Raw genomic sequence first — 18,960 nt, 5'->3', positions numbered from 1 at the left:
CCGGACCGCCCGACCGGCTCACCTCGGCCCGGTCGCCGCCCCCGCCCCTCCTTCGCCGGGTGTCTCCGGCACAAGCCCGGTGTCCCCGGCACAAGGACAGGGGGCCCGCCGCCATCGGCGAGCCCCCTGTCAGTGGCTCCTCACTTCGTTCAGGCTCCGGTCACCTGCGGGCCCTCTTCGGGAGCGCGGCGGGTGCCGGGGCGTCGTCGTGGTCGTCACCACCGTCGTGGTCGTAACCGTCGCCATGGTCGTAGCCGTCGCCGTAGCCGTGGGGCGGCTTCCCGCCGGGGGTGAGTTCGACTGTGCAGGCGGGGTCGGTCGAACCAGGCGGGCAGTTGCCTCCCGGGTCGACGCTGCTGACATGGTTGGCGACCTTGGGGCTGGCGGGCAGCTCGCTGGTGATGGTGACCGAGTAGCGGATGGTCACCGTGCCACCGACCGGCAGCGGGCCCTGCCAGTGCAGGGTGTCGCCGGTGACGCTCACCGTGCCGGAGGTGGCCGTCGCGTCACCGTTGTACGTGGCGTGCCGCAACACCTCCGACAGGTCGTCCTCGACCCGCATCTCGGTGTAGGGAACCTCACCGGTGTTGCGCACGGTCACCGTGTACTCGACCGTGTCACCGACCGAAGCGGTCTGCGGGGTGGCGGTCTTGGAGATCGTGTGCGTCGGCTCGCTGAGCTTCACCACCCGCGCGGCCACCCACGGCGGCTCGGCCGGCAGCAGTTCGCGCGTGGTGCCGCCGGCCTCGACGACCTCGGCCTGGGCGGCGACCTTGTTCCAGTTCATGTCGCCGTTCTGGAGCGCGGTGTGGTCGGCGCGGGTGACCGGAACCGTCATCTCCCACTCGAAGGTGAGGATCTGGCCGGGTTCGAGAACGGTGTCGCCGAAGTCGAAGCGCAGGGACCGGATCAGGGTCCAGTCCGTGACCTCGGAGGCGGGGACGAACGAGGGGTCGACCTGTCCGCCGCACCAGAACGGAGCGGTGCCCCGCGTGGCGTCCATCTCGGGCCGGCAGGGGTCTTCCTTCGTGGAGTAGGTGATGGTGACGGGGGTTCCGGTGGTGTCGATGGGACCGGTGAGCACAGGGGTCCACACGGTGTTGGTGGTGTCGTTGTAACGGCCGTCGGTGACTCCGTGGCTGGTGGGAGTGCCGAGGAGGTCGTAGGCGACGAAATCGGTCAGCTGCCGGTTGCCCTGGTTGCCCAGCCGCACCCGGTAGTCGAACGTTCCGCCGGAGGTGACCGGGGCGACCTGGTCCTCCTGGCCGGGCACCTCCGCCGAGTCCTTCCACTCGCCGTCGTCGCCTCGGACCTGCTTGTAGACGAACATGTCGGCGGCGTCGGCGACCGAGTAGTCGTCGGCGGCGAAGTAGACCTGCTCGGTGGTGTTGCCGTTCCGGTTGATGTCGTACCTGTCGGCGATCCTGTCGTAGCGCGGCACCAGGATGGTCTGCTCGGCGTCGAAGAGCCAGGACAGGTTGCCGAGATAGGTGTCCGGGCTTTGGGGGTCGCCGCCCTTGACGCCGGCGCTCGTCCCGGCCTTCACCTTGCCGCTGATGGTGTACCTGCACGCGAGGGCGCCGAGGTACTCGATGGGCTGGGAGGAGGCGGGGGCCTTCCAGATCACGGCCGTACGCCCGAACTGGTAGTCCGGGGTGACCGTGACGTCGGCGGCGGCCACCTCGGGGCACCTGTTGGCGGTGGCGGGGTCCGCCAGCCGCAGCGAGCCGGGCACGTAGTCCACGTCCGGGGGCAGCAGGTCGAAGAGGTGCGGGAACAGCTGGGAGTTGGTGCCGTTGTTGCGGATGCCCAGGTCCCAGTCGACGACGCCGCCGGGGGCCACCGGCACCTGGTCGTTGACCTTGGTCAGGATCGGGTCGGGCTTGCTCCGGTCCAGAAAGGTCGTCCTGCAGACGGTGTCGGTGAACTCGCCGCCGGTGCCGGAAGCGGCGGCCAGCGTGCCGGTCATGCAGTTCTCGATCTCGGTGGGGTTGCCGCCGGGGATGTCGGAGAGCACGACGTCGGAGGTGAAGGCGAGCAGGGCGTACTGGTACGGCTCGATGGAGGGGAGCGTGGCCTGGATCCGGGTGACGCGGGTGCCTGCCGGGCCGGCCGGGATCGGGGTGTCCACGTTGGTGGTGGGTACGTTGAAGGTGGCGGTGCTGCCGTCGCTGTAGGTCACGGTCACCGGGACCTGGCCGACCGGGGCCGTCCCTCCGTAGCGGATCCGCACGACCCTGGGCCGCAGGCCGGCCGGGACCGTGTCGTCGAGCGTGGCCGAGGCGGCGACGTTGCTGCGGTTGAAGGCGTCGAGCTCGTAGCCGTACGCCTGGCCCTCGAACCCGGCCGGGTTGCCCGACTTCACGAACTCGCCTTTCACCCCGGGATCCGTCGCGGTGATCATGGTGGTGAAGGTGGTGTCGTCCTCGTGGGTCGTCGTGGTGCCGTGGCCGGTGCCGGAGACGGACGCGGTGTCCGTCATGGTGTCGCCCGGAGAAACGGCGGACGACGGGTACCGCACGCTGACGGTGTTGCTGAAGGCGGTGTCCGCGAGGGTGGCGACCTGCCAGGTGACGGTGCGCGTGGCCGGGTTGTACGTACCGCCGCCCGAGGCACCGACGAATTCGGCGCCCACCGGCAGCACGTCCTCGATCGTCACGTTGTCGAGCGCCAGCGTGCCGCGCGGCCGGTCAGGGTCGACGGGGCGGTTGGAGACGTAGACGGTGTACGAGACCGTGGTGTCGGGGGCCGTCTGTGACGGTCCCGTCTTGATGAGCACGATGTTCGGCGCGGCCCTCAGGTTGATCGTCGCGGTGGCCTCGGAGGTACCCGTACCAGAGGGGGTCTCGGCGGTCACCGTGACCGGCTGCGCGCCGGGCGGCGTGGTGTAGTTCGCCGTGGGCCAGGAGACCACGGCGTTGACGCTGTCACCGGCGGCCAGGTTCGCGGTCACCACCAGCCGGCCGCTGACCGTCTGCACATTGGTGACCTGGCTGGGCCACGGCTCGGACAGCGCCCCGTCCCCGGAGGCGCCGGGCGGACGGCTGAAGGTGAGCGTGGTGTTCGGGCAGCCCGTCGGAATCGAGCAGGCCACGTTGACTTCGTAGATCAGCCGGTCACCCGCGTCGACCACCGTGTTCGACGCGCTCAGGGTGACGGGAAGCCGGGGGTCGGCCGAGGCCGGCCGTGGGGAGAGCAGGGTCGCACCGATGGCCAGCAGCACCACCAAGAGCCACGAGAGTGGGCGAATGCGAGGGAGGGCAGGGGTCATGGAATCATATTTACTTACCCTTTATGTCCTGAATGTCAGACACGCCTGACACAGACTCATGTGCCCCTCATTGCGTGGTCCCGCAAGAGGGTGCCCGCCCCGCGCCGCTCGCACCCGGCACGGGGAACCCGCCCCCGCGCGCGGGCCGCGGAGTGGACCGGGGCGCGGGCGGGGGCGCGGGCGGGGGGCGTGAGGGCCGGCCGCTACCGCGCTTCGTACGGGAAGAGACAGCCGCCGCCCGGCAGGCCCGGGCCCGGCCGGCCCTTGGGGCGGCGCAGGCCCGCGACGGTGAGGCGGCGGAGGAGTTCCTTCGAGCCGACCTCGACCGCGCCGGCCGCGACGGCGGACGCGTAGTAGTCGGACGGAACGTCGTAGTGGTCGCGCTCGAACGCGCGGGGCGGGCAGCCGATGCCGGTCGCGAAGACGTGCAGTTCGTCGAAGGACACGTCGCTGACCAGGTGCGACCACATGCGGCCGTGGCCCGGCCAGGTGGGCGGGTCGATGTAGAGGGTCATCGCCGGACCTCCGCGGTCGCCGGGCCCGGCGGACGGGCCGGGGCGTGCGGAGACCGTACGTCCTGCCGGCCTCGTACGTCACCCCGTACGTGGAGGTCACCACGCGCGCGTACGCCCTGCCGGTCGCTTACGTCCCGCCGGTCGCTTACGTCGTACCGATCCCGTACGTCACCACGCGCGCGTACGTCTCGCCGACCGCGCACGTCCCCCACGCACCGCACGACGCGCGCCCGCCCCGGGCCCGGCGTCACGTCAGGCCGCCCACCGGCGCGACGACCACTCCCTGCTTGCCGCAGACCCAGTGCGGGTCGGGGCCCAGTTCCGGTTCGACGTCGAGGGCGTGCGGGTCGGCCGAGGAGCAGACGGGGCACAGCGGCCAGCGGCCGTAGCGTTCGAGGAGGGCGTCCTGGACGTCCTGGGCGACCAGGCCCGCGACGAAGGAGCGGCCCTCGGGCCACTGCTCGACCCACCAGCGGCGGTGGGTCACGGCGTCCTCGACCATCGAGACGACCTCGGCCATGGCGACGTCACGCGCCGCCAGGTCGGCGAGAACCAGGGCGCGGGCGGCGTGGAGCGACTGCTCCACGGGGTCGATCTCGTCCATGTTCACATTGTCACCCCGGCGGCGCCCCGGGGACGAACCTCCCGCGCGCCCCGTCCGCGCCCCCTGTTCCGCGCCCACCGCTCCCCCGCCGCCCTATTGACGGTCCAGACGGCCGAAAATATCTTTCAGATGTGACCCATGACGTGAAGGAAAGTTTCATCGGCGTCCCGGAGCAGCCTTCCACGGCCACCCCCACGGCCACGGTCGCCGCCCCGGTCGCCACAGCCCGCATGGCGACCCCGACCCTGGCCCCGACCCTGACTCCGGCCGCGGGCGCCGCCGCCGCACCGGCCCCGCCCGCCCCCGCCGCGCTCGCGGCGAAGGTCCGTACCCTCGCGCCCTCCATGACCCGCTCCATGCAGCGGGTCGCCGAAGCCGTCGCCGGGGACCCGGCCGGCTGCGCCGCCCTCACGGTCACCGGACTCGCCGAGCTCACCGGCACCAGCGAGGCCACCGTCGTCCGCACCGCGCGACTGCTCGGCTACCCCGGCTACCGCGATCTGCGGCTCGCCCTCGCCGGGCTCGCCGCCCAGCAGCAGTCGGGCCGCGCGCCCGCCGTGACGGCCGACATCGCCGTCGACGACCCGGTCGCGGACGTGATCGCCAAACTCGCCTACGACGAGCAGCAGACCCTCGCCGACACCGCCGCCGGGCTCGACACGGTCCAGCTCGGCGCCGCCGTCGCCGCCCTCGCCACCGCCCGCCGGGTCGACATCTACGGTGTCGGCGCCTCCGGTCTGGTCGCCCAGGACCTCGGCCAGAAACTGCTCCGGATCGGCCTCGTCGCCCACGCCCACAGCGACCCGCACCTCGCCGTCACCAACGCCGTACAGCTCCGTTCCGGGGACGTCGCCATCGCGATCACGCACTCGGGTTCCACCGGCGACGTCATAGAACCGCTGCGGGTCGCCTTCGACCACGGGGCCACCACCGTCGCCATCACGGGCCGCCCGGACGGGCCGGTGGCGCAGTACGCCGACCACGTGCTGACCACCTCCACGGCCCGCGAGAGCGAGCTGCGCCCGGCCGCGATGTCATCCCGGACCAGTCAACTGCTGGTGGTGGACTGCCTGTTCACCTGCGTCACGCAGCGTACGTATGAAACGGCCGCCCCGGCCCTCGCGGCTTCGTACGAGGCCCTGGCGCACCGCCACACCCCCCGCGGCCGCTGACCGCCGGGATCCGGAGCAGGGCCCCCGGGGGGGCCACCGGCCGTTCCCTGCTCCCCTACCGCTCACCCGAACCCCGAACGCTCGCCCGACCCACCCGGCCCGCCAGGTGTCCGAGGCACCACCTCATCGCCTCGGCAACCCGCCGACTCGCCGGACCGACCACCCCCCGACCCGCTCGAACCGCTGAGAGAGCACCGTGTCCACGACACCCACGTACTCCGAGCTGCGCGCCCAGCTGGCCACCCTCACCACCGAGGCGTTCCGGCCCGAGCTCGCCGACATCGACCGGCTGCCCACCCTCGACATCGCACGGATCATGAACGGCGAGGACCGGACCGTCCCCGCCGCCGTGGCCGGGCAGTTGCCCGCCATCGCCGCCGCCATCGACGCCACCGCCGCGCGCATGGCCCGCGGCGGCCGCCTGCTCTACCTGGGCGCGGGCACCGCCGGGCGGCTCGGCGTACTCGACGCCAGCGAGTGCCCGCCCACCTTCAACACCGACCCGGCCCAGGTCGTCGGCCTCATCGCGGGCGGCCCCGGCGCCATGGTCCAGGCCGTCGAGGGGGCCGAGGACTCCAGGGAACTCGCCGCGGCGGATCTGACCGCGCTCGGGCTGACCCCCGACGACACCGTGGTCGGCGTCTCCGCCTCGGGCCGCACCCCGTACGCCGTCGGCGCCGTCGAACACGCCCGCGCGCACGGGGCGCTCACCATCGGCCTGTCGTGCAACGCGGACAGCGCGCTCGCGGCGGCGGCCGAGCACGGCATCGAGATCGTGACCGGGCCCGAACTCCTCTCCGGATCCACCCGGTTGAAGGCGGGAACGGCGCAGAAACTCGTCCTCAACATGATCTCGACGATCACCATGATCCGGCTCGGCAAGACCTACGGAAACCTGATGGTCGACGTCCGCGCCTCCAACGACAAGCTCCAGGCCCGCTCGCGCCGCATCGTCGCCCTCGCCACCGGTGCGCCGGACGAGCGGATCGAGATCGCGCTCAAGGCGGCGGACGGAGAGGTGAAGACCGCCGTCCTCATGATCCTCGCGGGAATCGACGACGCCGCCGAAGCGGAGCGGCGGCTCGCCCGGACCGACGGCCGTCTGCGCGCGGCGCTGGAGCCGTCCGAGACCCCGTAGCCCCGCCGCGCCGACGCCCCGGCCCGCCCGCCCCCTGCCCGCCCGTCGATCGGCCGGACGGGTGGACCGGCGGGCCGGAGCGCGTACCACCCCCACGCGGCATGGCACCACCGCACCATGAGCACAGACGACAAGTACCGCGCCCTCGCCGCCGCGATCCTCCCGCTCGTCGGCGGCGCCGGGAACATCGAGTCCGTGGCCCACTGCATGACCCGGCTCCGGCTGGGTCTGCGGGACCGCGCCCGTGTACGGGACGAGGAGCTGCGGGCGCTGCCGGGCGTGCTGGGGGTGGTGGAGGACGACACGTACCAGATCGTCCTCGGGCCGGGCACCGTCGCCCGGGTGGCGCCGGAGATCGAGACGCTGGTGGAACGGGCGGCGCCGGGGACCGGGGGCGCGGCGGCGGGAACCCCGGCGGTAAGGCCCTTTGAAGCCGGGCCCCCGGCCGACGACGCCGAAGCCGAGACCGGAACCGATACCGAAACCGACGAAACCAAGGCCCCCGGCGAGCCCGGTCACGACGCCGCCGCCCTCGCCGGCAAGGGCGCGGCGATCCAGGCGGCCCGGAAGGCGAAGAACGCCACCCCCGTCAAACTCCTCCTCCGCCGGATCGCGAACATCTTCGTCCCGCTCATCCCCGCCCTCATCGGCTGCGGCATCATCGCCGGGCTCAACGGCCTTCTGATCAACCTGGGTTGGCTGCCCGGCCTCACCCCGGCCCTCACCGCGCTCGCGAACGGCTTCATGGCCCTGCTCGCGGTCTTCGTCGGCTACAACACCGCCAAGGAGTTCGGCGGCACCCCCATCCTCGGCGGCGCGGTCGCGGCGATCATCGTGTACGCGGGGGTCGCGAAGGTCGAGGTCTTCGGCCGGCCGCTCGCCCCCGGCCAGGGCGGGGTGCTCGGCGCGCTCGGCGCGGCGGTGCTCGCCGTGTACGTGGAGAAGTGGTGCCGCCGCCGGGTGCCGGAGGCCGTGGACGTCCTGGTCACCCCGACCGTCACCGTGCTCGCCGCCGGTCTGGCCACGCTCTACGGCCTGATGTTCGTGGCCGGTGAAGTAGCCCGATTCATCGGGGAGTTCGCCGACTGGCTGCTCTCCCACGCGGGTCTCGGCGCCGGCTTCCTCCTCGGCGGGCTGTTCCTGCCGCTGGTGATGCTCGGTCTGCACCAGGCCCTCATCCCGATCCACACCACCCTCATCGAGCAGCAGGGCTACACGGTGCTGCTCCCGATCCTCGCGATGGCGGGCGCGGGCCAGGTCGGCGCGGCCGTCGCCGTCCATCTGCGGCTGTCGCGCAACCGCTCGATCCGCCGCACCATCCGATCCGCGCTTCCGGCGGGCCTCCTCGGCATCGGCGAGCCCCTGATCTACGGGGTGTCGCTGCCCCTCGGCCGCCCGTTCGTCACGGCCTGCGTCGGCGGCGCGTTCGGCGGCGGCTTCGTCGGACTCTTCGACATGCTCGGCCACACGGTGGGTTCGACCGCCATCGGCCCCTCCGGCTGGGCCCTCTTCCCTCTCCTCGCCGGTACCGGGGGCCTGGGTACGACGGCCGCGATCTACGCGGGCGGGCTGCTGGTCGGCTATCTGACGGGCCTGATCGCCACGTACTTCTTCGGCTTCGACAAGGACCTGCTCGACACCTTCAACGTGGCGACGGAACCGGAACCGGAGAAGAGTTCACTGGCCACTCCTGCCACTCCTGCCACTCCTGCCACTTCTGCCACCCCCGCCCCGTCCTCCGATCCGGACTCGCCGCCCCGCCCCGAACCGGCCGGCCTCTGAAACCCTTCGGTCACGGGAACCGTTCGGCCACCCATCCCCAACTCCCGCGCGGTTGCACGACTTCCCGTCATCGCGTCCCGCCCCTTCACGCCATGATTCCGCCCCGCCCCGGAGGCATGGCCTCCATCACAGACAACCCGCCGCCGCCCGACTCCCCATGGGGCATGACCGACACCCACACAAGTGGCGGTCGCCCTCACCTACTTCTACGCCTTCGCATACTCCTAGACTCCGCGCCACGCCCGACTCCCCCGAGTGCGTCGACGCCTTCGGGAAACGGAAGTTGGAGGTGGGGGCCGGGTCCGGCAGGCCGTCGGCACGACGACCGGACGGGCGGGCGCCGGAGATGGTCGCGTATCTGCGGGCGGCCATCGAAGAGTTGAAGGAGAACGGCTTAGTCGCCGCGTCCCTTCGCCGTTTCGGCCAGGACCCGAACCTGCTGGCTCCACCGGCGAATTGATGCCTCCGACGCACCCCGGGAACGCCCCGTGACGGGTCTGCGCGCCCCCTTCCCGACCCGCTCGCCGGGGTGCGGGACAGGGCCCGCCACACCCGTACGCGTACGCCCGCGCAGGCCCCCCAGCCCTTCCCCCCGGACCCGCCACACACCCTCTGACCTGGCTTTATCCCCTCCCCGGCCATAGCGTTCAGCCATGGACACGGATCTGGATCGCACCACCCGTACCGCCGCCCCTACCTCCCTCCGTACCACCCGGACGACCGAGGACACCCTCCTGCTCCTGGATGGTCTGTTCGCCGACGACCACGCCAAATGGCAGGGCTTCTACAAGGACCGGCAGCGACCCGTCCCCTTCTTCGCCGACAAGCCCGACGAGAACCTCGACGACCACCTCGGCGAAGGACCGCTGCCCGCCTCCGGCCGCGCCCTCGATCTCGGCTGCGGCCCCGGCCGCAACACCCTCCACCTCGCCCGGCACGGCTACGAGGTCGACGCGGTCGACCTCTCCGCCGACGCGCTCGCCTGGGCCCGGGAACGCGCCCGCGAGACGAGCCCGGACATCCGCGCCCGGGTCCGCTTCCTGCACGGCGACGCGTTCGGGTCCACCCGGCCGGACCTGCCCGGGGTCGGTGCCGGGATCGGTGCCGGCGGCCCGTACGACCTGATCTACGACTCCGGCTGCTTCCACCATCTCGCGCCCCATCGGCGCGCCACCTACCTGGGCTTTCTCGCCCGCCACCTGGCCCCCGGCGGCCACTTCGCCCTCACCTGCTTCGCCGCGGGACCCGGCGGGATGGGCTCCGAACTCCCCGACGCCGCCTTCTACCGCGACCGCAGTCTCCACGGCGGGCTCGCCTACACCCTGGCCGATCTGCGCGCCCTGTTCTCCCCGGCGGACCCTGCCCCTGACGCCCCTGGCATCGCCCCTGACACCCCCGACCTGACAGAGATCTCCCTGCGTCGCATGCGCGAGCAACCCGCCGACTCTCCTCACTTCGGCGAGTCGTTCCTCTGGACCGGGCTATGGCGCCGTCGCGACCCGCGGTGACAGACAGAACGGGTGCCCCGCCGGGTCCGTGAGGACGAGGAAGCGCTCCGGATCCGGCTGGTGGGCGGCCCGTACGGCACCCAGGGCGACCAGCCGGGTCTCGGCCGACGCGAGGTCGTCGACATCGAAGTCCAGATGGAGCTGCTGCGGGACGTCCTGGCCGGGCCAGACCGGAGCGCGATACCCGTCGACCCGCTGGAAGCCGAGGAGCAGCCCGCCGGCCGGCTGGACGACACCCGCGAACTCGGCGTGGCTCCTGGGATGCAGCGGCAGACCGGTGGCCCGGTGGTAGAAATCGGCGAGCGCCGGCGGGTCGGAGCAGTCGAGGGTGATCGCGGAGAGCTGCATGATCCTCACACTAGAGACGCCGCACCGCCCGCCCGCACGTTTGCCGCTCCCCCGCGTGTTCCCACCCGCGGAACACCCCCGGAGCGGACCCTGCGCGAACCCGGAGAGGCACCGGAGCGGACCCGGAGCGCCCACTCCAGTCGCCCTATCGGAATATTCAGGGCATATCCCCGGCCATATGAGACCCCCATGGGAATCCGGTGAACATGTTCAATCGGCGGGCGCTATCGTGCTACCACGCGGCCCGTCGGCATCACTGAGCACGTGCGCCGCCGCATTCATAACCTGTGGGGGGTTACCTTGACGCGCTCTACGCGCACGCTGCCGCATGCCCTCGTGCGTGCGGCCACCGTTTTCGCACTGTCGGCGGGACTGACTCTGCCGGCCCTGGCGACCGCGCCCGCGGCCTACGCCATCGACATGACCCGTACGGTCACCTACGACGACGGACGGCTGGCCGTCGACCTGCCGTCCCAGGCGCTGTGGGCGAAGGTCTCCGTCCTCGCCTCCACGGCCCCGGACGCCGCCGTCCTCGCCTCCAGCGACGACCTCCGCTTCGAGTCCGGCGACTGGGCCACCGAGCGCATCTCCGGCTGGGTGACCTCGGAGGCCCTGAAGCTGCCCGAGGGAACGGCACTCGGCGACTACCCGGTCGTCGTCGAATACCGGATGCCCTCCGGCGCCACGCAGACGTGGACCGGCGGCACCTACAGCTACAAGCTGCACACCGGTGTCGACAAGCTGGCCTTCGACCGCAAGACGACCGACTACGAAAACCGGAAGGTCATCCTGTCCGGTACGGCGACCGCCTGGGACCCGTCCACCGGGGCCCGTACGCCGGCTCGCGCGGGCACCAAGATCCAGGTGACCGTCAATGTGCACGACCTCGACTACAAGCTGCGCCTGGCCAGCCTCACCGCCACCACCGGCGCCGACGGCACCTTCTCGATGTCGTACATACCGGAGGGGGAGATCAGCGGCGGCAAGGCCACCGTCGTCGATCCCGCCGCGGACACCGACCCGGACGTCGGACGCCCGCTGCCCACTGTCGGCATCGAGAAGCTGACGTACCGGATCAGCGCCGGCCAGAACAAGTACCGCGTCGCCAAGAACACCGATGTCACCATGAGCGGCACGGTGCAGCGGCTCACCCAGGACGGCTGGAAGCCGTTCGCGTACGCCCCGGTCGTCACCGCGAACACCTACCCCCGCGGAGACCTGACCGTCCCCGGCCAGATGGGCAGCGGGACGACCGCCGCCGACGGCACCTTCAAGTACGGCGCCCGGGCCACGTACGCCACGCAGACCTACACCTACCTGCGGCCCTCGTCCTACTTCGAGGACATCCCCTACGACCAGGGCGAGATCGCGGTCCCGCAGCCGCTCACGTACAGCGTTCTCAAGATGTCCATGGACCAGTACGGCGAGGTCCACGCCACCGCCCACCTCAACGGCGGCGACTGCGCGAACGAGCCGTACCAGCTCCAGGTGTCCTTCGACGGCGGACACAACTGGCAGTGGCTGAAGAGCGGCAAGGCGCAGTACGGGAACGGCTACTCCTACTGCAAGGTCGACATCAAGACCTGGGGCTACGTCAGCGCCACGTACCGACTGCACCACTACGAGACGGACCGTTACGCGCCGAAGGACTCCTCGGCGGTCAAGCTCTCCCGGGTCGACACCCGTTTCTCGGCGTTCTCCATCACTCCGAGCCGGCCCCGCGTCAACAGCAAGATGACCGTCACCGGCACCCTCCAGAAGAACACCGGCGGCACCTGGAAGGCCCTCTCGGGCGCCAAGGTCACCCTGGTCTTCCGCCCGAAGGGCGACTCCACCTGGTACTGGGTCACTCGCGATGTGCCCACCAACTCGTACGGAAAGTTCAGCTTCAAGGCCACGAACTACGGCGACGGCACCTGGGGCGTGTACAAGCAGGAGCAGGCCGGTTACTTCTACAGCCAGTCCAAGGACAAGTACATCGATGCGATCTGACCTCCGCGCATCCAGCGCTTCCCGAGCCCCCCGGGTCTCCCGGGTCTCCCGGACCTCCGTGATCGCCGCGGTGACCGTGCTCGCCCTCGCCGCCGGCACGGCCCAGGCCCTCGCGGACGACCCGGCCACGCCGTCCCCTGTCGGCGTCGGCCGCGCCACCACCGACACGTTCCAGCGCGGTAACTTCACCGTCAACGCGTGGACGGACGCGCCGCAGGCCACCGTGACCAAGGTGTCGGCGAAGATCCGCAAGGGCGACACCGTCGTCACCGAGATCGCCCAGCTGTCCCCGGTCGCCTACAACCCCGGCCGTTTCCAGGCGCCGACCGTGCTCAAGCTCGCCGAGGACGGCGGCACGATCCAGGACCTCGGCAAGTACGCCATCGACGTCACGGCGACCGACTCCCTCGGCAACACCGTCACCCGCACCGACGCCGGCACGCTCGACTTCACGCTGACGCCGCAGCTCGACTTCGGTCTGTCGACGCCGAAGTGGAACGACCGGACCTCCCGCCCCACGGGCACGCTCGTCGGTGCCCAGCCCGGCTCCGGCGACCTCGTCCCGATCAACGGGCGCGGCATCTCCGTCCTGCGCCTCGGCGTGGCCGACGAGGCGGCGCGTACGGTGGCCACGGACGACCTGGGCATCTTCAGCGGTGAGCCGTACACCGACGTCAAGGTCGGCGAGGAATTCCGCGTCTCGTACAACGAGGACAGCGAGCAGGTCCACGGTTCGTTCGACTTCGTGAAGTCGATCTACAGCCTGGTCCCGCGCAGCATCAAGGCGACCGCCACGGCCGACCGGACCCGTGTCCTGCCCGGCCAGCAGGTCACCGTCACCGGCACCCTGAACGACCCGAACGCCCCCGCCACGCCGGCCGAGGGCACCCCGCAGGTCGACACGTCGCTCGCCGGCCAGCAGGTCCGGGTGGGCTTCGGCAGCTTCGGGCGGGAGGACGGCCGCGTCACGCGCACCGTCACGACCGACGCGAACGGCCGCTTCACCGCGAAGCTGCCGTTCGTCCCGGGCCTCAACCTGGACAGCTGGGTGGTCACCCCGGTCGACCCGTACCTGAGCTTCCCCAAGGTCACCGGCAAGCTGGCGATCCCCCAGGAAGGCCGTATCACCCTGGAGACCGTCGCGCTCGCGGCGGACGGCACGGGCACCCTGACCGGCACCTTCCGTTCCTGGTACAACCCGTGGAACGCCCAGTGGCAGACCGGCGGGCAGAAGCTGGTCCTGGAGCACTCGGCCGACGGCCGCACCGGCTGGCGCACCCTCGCCTCCGGCACCTCGAAGACCTACCCGGGCTTCTACGCCCTCAGTGGCAAGGGCTTCAGCGGCTACTACCGGGTGCGGCACCCGCTGAGCGACCAGTTCCTGGAGAGCTCCACCGCCATCTGGGGCATGTACCGCTCCTCCACCCGGATCCTCAATGTGAACGCCTCGCCGGAGCCGGTACGCAAGGGCAAGACCGTGACGGTCACGGGCAAGCTCCAGCACCAGGTCGGCGGCACGTGGAAGACCTACGGGAACGCTCCCGTGACCGTGTGGTTCAAGGCCAAGGGCTCGAAGACCTGGAACAAGCTGGGCTCCGCCAAGACCAACTCCAGTGGTGTCGCGACCTACAAGAAGGCGGCGACGGTGGACGGCTGGTACACCATGCGGCACAGCGGTGACGGCTACCACTTCAACTCGTCGAACGCGTACGAGGACTACGTCGACGTGCGCTGACGCGCGCCGACATGTGCTGACGTGCAGCGCTGACGTCCGTGCCGTACATACGGCACGGACGTACGGCACGGCGGCAGGTCACTGACGTACGGCATGGAGTCAGGTTGCCGACGTACCTCGCCGACCTGCTTCACCGGCCCTGCTCCACCAGGCCCGCGTGACCGGCGTGACCGCGCAAGGCGCGGGAAAAAGCCCGAGGGCGGCACCCCCACTGGGGGTGCCGCCCTCGGTCGCGTTCAGCGATGAACCACCGATCCGTCAGGATCAGAAGTCCATGTCACCGCCCGGCATGCCGCCGCCGGCCGGCGCGGACGCCTTCTCCGGCTTGTCGGCGATGACGGCCTCGGTGGTGAGGAACAGGGCCGCGATGGAGGCCGCGTTCTGCAGAGCGGAACGGGTCACCTTGGCCGGGTCGATGATGCCCTCGGCGATCATGTCGACGTACTCACCGGTCGCGGCGTTCAGGCCGTGACCGACGGGCAGGTTGCGGACCTTCTCCACCACGACGCCACCCTCAAGGCCGGCGTTCACGGAGATCTGGGTCAGCGGGGCGGCCAGGGCCTTGCGGACGATCTCGGCACCGGTGGCCTCGTCGCCGTCCAGCTCCAGCTTCTCGAAGACCGAACCGGCCTGCAGCAGCGCCACGCCACCACCGGCGACGATGCCCTCCTCGACGGCCGCCTTCGCGTTGCGAACGGCGTCCTCGATGCGGTGCTTGCGCTCCTTGAGCTCGACCTCGGTCGCGGCACCGGCCTTGATGACGGCGACGCCACCGGCGAGCTTCGCCAGGCGCTCCTGGAGCTTCTCGCGGTCGTAGTCCGAGTCGCTGTTCTCGATCTCGGCGCGGATCTGGTTGACGCGACCCGCGACCTGCTCGCTGTCACCGGCACCGTCGACGATGGTGGTCTCGTCCTTGGTGATGACGACCTTGCGGGCGCGGCCCAGCAGGTCCAGGCCGGCGTTCTCCAGCTTGAGGCCGACCTCCTCGGAGATGACCGTGCCGCCGGTAAGGATGGCGATGTCGTTCAGCATCGCCTTGCGGCGGTCGCCGAAGCCCGGGGCCTTGACGGCGACGGACTTGAAGGTGCCGCGGATCTTGTTGACGACCAGGGTCGACAGGGCCTCGCCCTCGACGTCCTCGGCGATGATCAGCAGCGGCTTGCCCGACTGCATGACCTTCTCCAGGAGCGGGAGCAGGTCCTTCACCGAGGAGATCTTGGAGTTGACGATGAGGATGTACGGGTCCTCGAGCGCGGCCTCCATGCGCTCCATGTCGGTCGCGAAGTACGCCGAGATGTAGCCCTTGTCGAAGCGCATACCCTCGGTGAGCTCCAGCTCCAGACCGAAGGTCTGGGACTCCTCGACGGTGATGACGCCTTCCTTGCCGACCTTGTCCATGGCCTCGGCGATGAGCTCGCCGATCTGGGTGTCGGCGGCGGAGATGGAGGCGGTGGAGGCGATCTGCTCCTTCGTCTCGACCTCCTTCGCCTGGTCGAGCAGCGCACCGGAGACGGCCTCGACGGCCTTCTCGATGCCGCGCTTCAGGGCCATCGGGTTGGCACCCGCGGCCACGTTGCGCAGGCCCTCGCGGACCAGAGCCTGGGCGAGAACGGTGGCGGTGGTCGTACCGTCGCCGGCGACGTCGTCCGTCTTCTTGGCGACTTCCTTGACCAGCTCGGCGCCGATCTTCTCGTACGGGTCCTCGAGCTCGATCTCCTTGGCGATGGAGACACCATCGTTGGTGATCGTGGGGGCGCCCCACTTCTTCTCGAGGACGACGTTGCGGCCCTTCGGGCCGAGGGTGACCTTGACGGCGTCAGCGAGCTGGTTCATGCCGCGCTCGAGACCGCGCCGGGCCTCCTCGTCGAACGCGATGATCTTGGCCATGTGAAGTGGTCCTCCCGGACATGGGGTGGATAACGCTCCAGGACCGCGCCGACGCCCGCGACGGACGGCCGGCGCATGCCCCGTGGTTCCTTGCCCCACGCGGTTCGGCGGCCTCGTCTGCCCGATCCTCGTAGCACTCTCACCTTCAGAGTGCTAACGCCAATGATTAGCACTCGACCCATGCGAGTGCAAGCGACTCTCGACGATCGGTAGCTTCGCGGTCACCTCCGGCGGCCTCCGGCGGGCCCCCGAACAGACCCTCGGCAGACCTCCGGCGGGCCCCCCGGCGGGCCCCTGGCGGACCCTCAGTCGCACCCCGACCGGGACCCGACCGGGACCCGCGCGGGCCTGCCGTGACCTGCCCGCCGAGTACGTCACCCACCCGCACACACCCGGGTGCGGCGCGGGCGCGCGTACCCGCGCGGAACACGCCCGCGTACCCGCGCGGAACACACGCCGCCCGCGCACCCATACGCCTCCGCTCGCGCACCCGCGCATCCGCGCCCGCCCGCACACGCGCGAGGGGCCCGCGTCCCGGATCCGGGATGCGGGCCCCTCGACAAAAATGCGTCGGTGGCCGATCGCGCCGCGCTCAGACGGCGAGCTTGACCATGTCCGCCTGCGGACCCTTCTGGCCCTGCGAGATCTCGAACTCGACCCGCTGGCCCTCTTCGAGGGAGCGGTAGCCATCCATCTGGATCGCGCTGTAGTGGACGAAAACATCCGCTCCGCCGTCGACCGCGATGAAGCCGTAGCCCTTCTCCGCGTTGAACCACTTGACGGTGCCCTGAGCCATGCCTAACTCCCCTATTACTGGCCCTTGCGCGGGGCCGCACTTCGCGGACCCGGGTCAGACCCTGCGCCGGAACGCGTCGACCGCCGCTGAATGTATCTGCCCAACTGCCCTCTGCAACAGGTCAGTCGGACGAGAATTCTGGGCGCACCTGAATGGGGAATCGGGGCGAATACGCCGAATTACCGGGCAAATCGGGCCCGTCAAAACCGTGCACAAGGTGCAGAAGCCCTGGCCTTATTGACCGTATCTTGTCGCGAGTCGCCGCATTCTCATATGCGTCTGGCATGGGCGGCGGAGGGGGCTTCCCCAACTCTATCGCGCTCAACCATGCAGAATTACCCCTTCCGCTTCTTCTTGCGGAAGGGGTAATTCCGTATTGCGCGTGGTGAGGCGGAAGGGGCCGAAGGGGCATACGAGCCACATTGACGAATCCCCCGCCGGAACCGCCCGAGAGGCAGCCCGGCGGAGGAAAGCCCGGCTCAGCAGCCGCCGGCGACCGCCGGGATGATCGAGACGCCGGCGCCGTCCGGCGTCACCGTCTCCAGGCCCTGCTCGAAGCGGACGTCGTCGTCGTTCACGTACACGTTGACGAAGCGGCGCAGCTTGCCCTGGTCGTCGAGGACGCGGGCGGCGATGCCGGTGTGGTTCTTCTCCAGGTCCGCGATGACCTCGGCGAGGGTCGCGCCCTCCGCCGGGACCTCGGACTGCCCGCCGGTGTAGGTGCGGAGGATGGTGGGGATGCGGACGTTCACGGCCATGGGTTCACGAACCTTTCGAAGAAGGCGGAAGAAGAGAGGACGAAGAGGGAGGGGGAGGGGAAGAAGACGGGAGACGGCGGCGGGAGACGGCGGCGGGAGACGGCGGCGGAAGCCGGGACGCTCAGTGCGCCAGTCCGGCGGCGCGGAAGGCGTCGAGGCTCGGGCGGATGGTCGCGGTCGCCTGTGAGCCGTCGGCCACCGCGTCCAGGGTCTTCAGACCGTCCCCGGTGTTGAGGACGACGGTCGTCAGGCTCGGATCGATGAGCCCGCTCTCCACCAACTTCCGTGCCACGCCCAGGGTTACGCCTCCCGCCGTCTCGGCGAAGATGCCCTCGGTACGGGCGAGCAGCCGGATCGCGTCGACGATCTGCTCGTCGTTCACGTCCTCCACGGCGCCGCCGGTGCGGCGGGCGATGTCGAGGACGTAGGGGCCGTCGGCCGGGTTGCCGATGGCCAGGGACTTGGCGATGGTGTCCGGCTTTTGCGGGCGGACCACGTCGTGCCCTGCCTTGAAGGCGGCGGAGACCGGGGAGCAGCCCTCGGCCTGGGCGCCGAAGATCTTGTACGGCTTGTCCTCGACGAGCCCGAGGGCGATCAGCTCCCGCAGCCCCTTGTCGATCTTCGTGAGCTGCGAGCCGGACGCGATCGGGATGACGAGCTGGTCCGGGATCACCCAGCCGAGCTGCTCGCAGATCTCGTACGCCAGGGTCTTGGACCCTTCGCCGTAGTACGGGCGGAGGTTGACGTTGACGAAGCCCCAGCCCTCGCCGAGCGGGTCGCCGATCAGCTCCGAACAGAAGCGGTTGACGTCGTCGTAGTTGCCCTCGATGGCGACGAGGTCGCCGCCGTAGACACCGGCCATGACGACCTTGCCCTGCTCCAGGTCGTGCGGGATGAAGACGCAGGAGCGGAAGCCGGCCCGGGCGGCGGCGGCGCCGACGGCGCCGGCCAGGTTGCCGGTGGAGGAGCAGGACAGGGTGGTGAAGCCGAAGGCGCGGGCGGCCTCGATGGCCTGGGCGACGACCCGGTCCTTGAAGGAGTGGGTCGGGTTTCCGGAGTCGTCCTTGACGAACAGCTTGCCGGGCTCGATGCCGAGCTCGCGGGCCAGGTTGTCGGCCTTGACGAGCGGGGTCCAGCCGGGGTTCAGGTTGGGCTTGCCGGCGACGTCGGCGGGGACGGGCAGCAGCGGAGCGTAACGCCAGATGTTGGCCGGACCGGCCTCGATGGTCTTGCGCAGCGCCTCGGGGTCGCCGGTGGGCAGGTCGTAGGCGACTTCGAGCGGGCCGAAGCAGTGCTCGCAGGCGAAGATCGGTCCGAGGGGGAAGATCTCTCCGCATTCCCGGCAGGAAAGGCCGGACGCGGGGCCGAGATCGACCGTGCGGGGGGCAAAAGCGGAAGCAGCGGGGGCGGTGGACGCATCCGTCGGTGCAGCAGCCATGGCAGGCGAGGCCCTT

14 protein-coding genes are annotated in these 18,960 nt (G+C 70.7%); 6 read left to right on the top strand and 8 right to left on the bottom strand.

Annotated elements, in window-relative coordinates:
• Positions 1–160: 160 nt before the first annotated feature.
• The 3 genes from ACGFRB_RS00770 to ACGFRB_RS00760 form a co-directional block, all read right to left on the bottom strand.
• Positions 161–3,226, bottom strand: a complete 3,066-nt coding sequence (locus ACGFRB_RS00770; RefSeq protein WP_393238176.1) for a hypothetical protein — start codon at positions 3,224–3,226, stop codon at positions 161–163.
• Positions 3,227–3,474: 248 nt separating this feature from the next.
• Positions 3,475–3,786: a DUF4031 domain-containing protein gene (locus ACGFRB_RS00765; protein WP_393237207.1), complete on the bottom strand. Its 312-nt coding sequence runs from the start codon at positions 3,784–3,786 to the stop codon at positions 3,475–3,477.
• A 247-nt stretch (positions 3,787–4,033) separates the two neighbouring features.
• A complete protein-coding gene (locus ACGFRB_RS00760; protein ID WP_393237204.1) occupies positions 4,034–4,390 on the bottom strand; it encodes a hypothetical protein in 357 nt (118 codons plus the stop codon).
• 230 nt (positions 4,391–4,620) lie between these two features.
• On the opposite strand from ACGFRB_RS00760, the gene ACGFRB_RS00755 reads away from it, so the two are divergent.
• The 4 genes from ACGFRB_RS00755 (at position 4,621) to ACGFRB_RS00740 (ending at position 9,990) form a co-directional block, all read left to right on the top strand.
• On the top strand, positions 4,621–5,562 hold the full coding sequence (locus tag ACGFRB_RS00755; RefSeq protein ID WP_393238173.1) for a MurR/RpiR family transcriptional regulator: 942 nt from the start codon (positions 4,621–4,623) through the stop codon (positions 5,560–5,562).
• Between the two features lie 196 nt (positions 5,563–5,758).
• Positions 5,759–6,700, top strand: a complete 942-nt coding sequence (gene murQ, locus ACGFRB_RS00750) for an N-acetylmuramic acid 6-phosphate etherase (RefSeq protein ID WP_363002071.1) — start codon at positions 5,759–5,761, stop codon at positions 6,698–6,700.
• 117 nt (positions 6,701–6,817) lie between these two features.
• The gene (locus tag ACGFRB_RS00745) at positions 6,818–8,482 is read left to right on the top strand and encodes a PTS transporter subunit EIIC (protein WP_393237201.1); all 1,665 of its coding nucleotides are present in this window, start codon (positions 6,818–6,820) and stop codon (positions 8,480–8,482) included.
• A gap of 653 nt (positions 8,483–9,135) precedes the next feature.
• Positions 9,136–9,990: a class I SAM-dependent methyltransferase gene (locus ACGFRB_RS00740; RefSeq protein ID WP_393237198.1), complete on the top strand. Its 855-nt coding sequence runs from the start codon at positions 9,136–9,138 to the stop codon at positions 9,988–9,990.
• On the opposite strand, the gene ACGFRB_RS00735 is transcribed toward ACGFRB_RS00740, so the two are convergent.
• Entirely contained in the window at positions 9,964–10,338 is a 375-nt protein-coding gene (locus tag ACGFRB_RS00735) for a VOC family protein (RefSeq protein ID WP_363002065.1), read from the bottom strand. The genes ACGFRB_RS00740 and ACGFRB_RS00735 overlap by 27 nt on opposite strands.
• A gap of 300 nt (positions 10,339–10,638) precedes the next feature.
• Here ACGFRB_RS00735 and ACGFRB_RS00730 point away from each other — a divergent pair, with 300 nt between their 5' ends.
• Together ACGFRB_RS00730 and ACGFRB_RS00725 are read left to right on the top strand one after the other, a co-directional pair.
• Positions 10,639–12,330 (top strand): hypothetical protein, encoded by a 1,692-nt coding sequence (locus ACGFRB_RS00730; RefSeq protein WP_393237195.1) that lies wholly within the window; start codon positions 10,639–10,641, stop codon positions 12,328–12,330.
• Positions 12,320–14,065: a hypothetical protein gene (locus tag ACGFRB_RS00725; protein ID WP_393237192.1), complete on the top strand. Its 1,746-nt coding sequence runs from the start codon at positions 12,320–12,322 to the stop codon at positions 14,063–14,065. The genes ACGFRB_RS00730 and ACGFRB_RS00725 overlap by 11 nt, the downstream gene beginning before the upstream one ends.
• 264 nt (positions 14,066–14,329) lie before the next feature.
• On the opposite strand, the gene groL is transcribed toward ACGFRB_RS00725, so the two are convergent.
• The 4 genes from groL to thrC all read right to left on the bottom strand — a co-directional run bounded on the left by groL (position 14,330) and on the right by thrC (position 18,944).
• Positions 14,330–15,952 (bottom strand): chaperonin GroEL, encoded by a 1,623-nt coding sequence (gene groL / locus ACGFRB_RS00720; RefSeq protein ID WP_363002058.1) that lies wholly within the window; start codon positions 15,950–15,952, stop codon positions 14,330–14,332.
• A gap of 592 nt (positions 15,953–16,544) precedes the next feature.
• Positions 16,545–16,748, bottom strand: a complete 204-nt coding sequence (locus ACGFRB_RS00715) for a cold-shock protein (RefSeq protein ID WP_015035246.1) — start codon at positions 16,746–16,748, stop codon at positions 16,545–16,547.
• A 479-nt stretch (positions 16,749–17,227) separates the two neighbouring features.
• A complete protein-coding gene (locus tag ACGFRB_RS00710; RefSeq protein ID WP_363002056.1) occupies positions 17,228–17,506 on the bottom strand; it encodes a MoaD/ThiS family protein in 279 nt (92 codons plus the stop codon).
• A 121-nt stretch (positions 17,507–17,627) separates the two neighbouring features.
• Entirely contained in the window at positions 17,628–18,944 is a 1,317-nt protein-coding gene (gene thrC / locus ACGFRB_RS00705) for a threonine synthase (protein WP_363002054.1), read from the bottom strand.
• Positions 18,945–18,960: the final 16 nt, after the last annotated feature.

It is taken from the genome of Streptomyces sp. NPDC048718 (assembly GCF_043198875.1).
Classification (GTDB): domain Bacteria; phylum Actinomycetota; class Actinomycetes; order Streptomycetales; family Streptomycetaceae; genus Streptomyces.
The sequence above is the reverse complement of the archived record's forward strand: the minus strand, read 5'-3'. Positions and strand labels throughout refer to the sequence as shown.

What these genes read in the sequence shown, in the direction of transcription:
- ACGFRB_RS00765 (WP_393237207.1), bottom strand. Translation starts at nt 3,786, where the DNA reads ATGACCCTCTACATCGACCCGCCCACCTGGCCGGGCCACGGCCGCATG.
- ACGFRB_RS00760 (WP_393237204.1), bottom strand. Translation starts at nt 4,390, where the DNA reads ATGGACGAGATCGACCCCGTGGAGCAGTCGCTCCACGCCGCCCGCGCC.
- ACGFRB_RS00755 (WP_393238173.1), top strand. Translation starts at nt 4,621, where the DNA reads ATGGCGACCCCGACCCTGGCCCCGACCCTGACTCCGGCCGCGGGCGCC.
- ACGFRB_RS00745 (WP_393237201.1), top strand. Translation starts at nt 6,818, where the DNA reads ATGAGCACAGACGACAAGTACCGCGCCCTCGCCGCCGCGATCCTCCCG.
- ACGFRB_RS00740 (WP_393237198.1), top strand. Translation starts at nt 9,136, where the DNA reads ATGGACACGGATCTGGATCGCACCACCCGTACCGCCGCCCCTACCTCC.
- ACGFRB_RS00735 (WP_363002065.1), bottom strand. Translation starts at nt 10,338, where the DNA reads ATGCAGCTCTCCGCGATCACCCTCGACTGCTCCGACCCGCCGGCGCTC.
- ACGFRB_RS00725 (WP_393237192.1), top strand. Translation starts at nt 12,320, where the DNA reads ATGCGATCTGACCTCCGCGCATCCAGCGCTTCCCGAGCCCCCCGGGTC.
- groL (WP_363002058.1), bottom strand. Translation starts at nt 15,952, where the DNA reads ATGGCCAAGATCATCGCGTTCGACGAGGAGGCCCGGCGCGGTCTCGAG.
- ACGFRB_RS00715 (WP_015035246.1), bottom strand. Translation starts at nt 16,748, where the DNA reads ATGGCTCAGGGCACCGTCAAGTGGTTCAACGCGGAGAAGGGCTACGGC.
- ACGFRB_RS00710 (WP_363002056.1), bottom strand. Translation starts at nt 17,506, where the DNA reads ATGGCCGTGAACGTCCGCATCCCCACCATCCTCCGCACCTACACCGGC.
- thrC (WP_363002054.1), bottom strand. Translation starts at nt 18,944, where the DNA reads ATGGCTGCTGCACCGACGGATGCGTCCACCGCCCCCGCTGCTTCCGCT.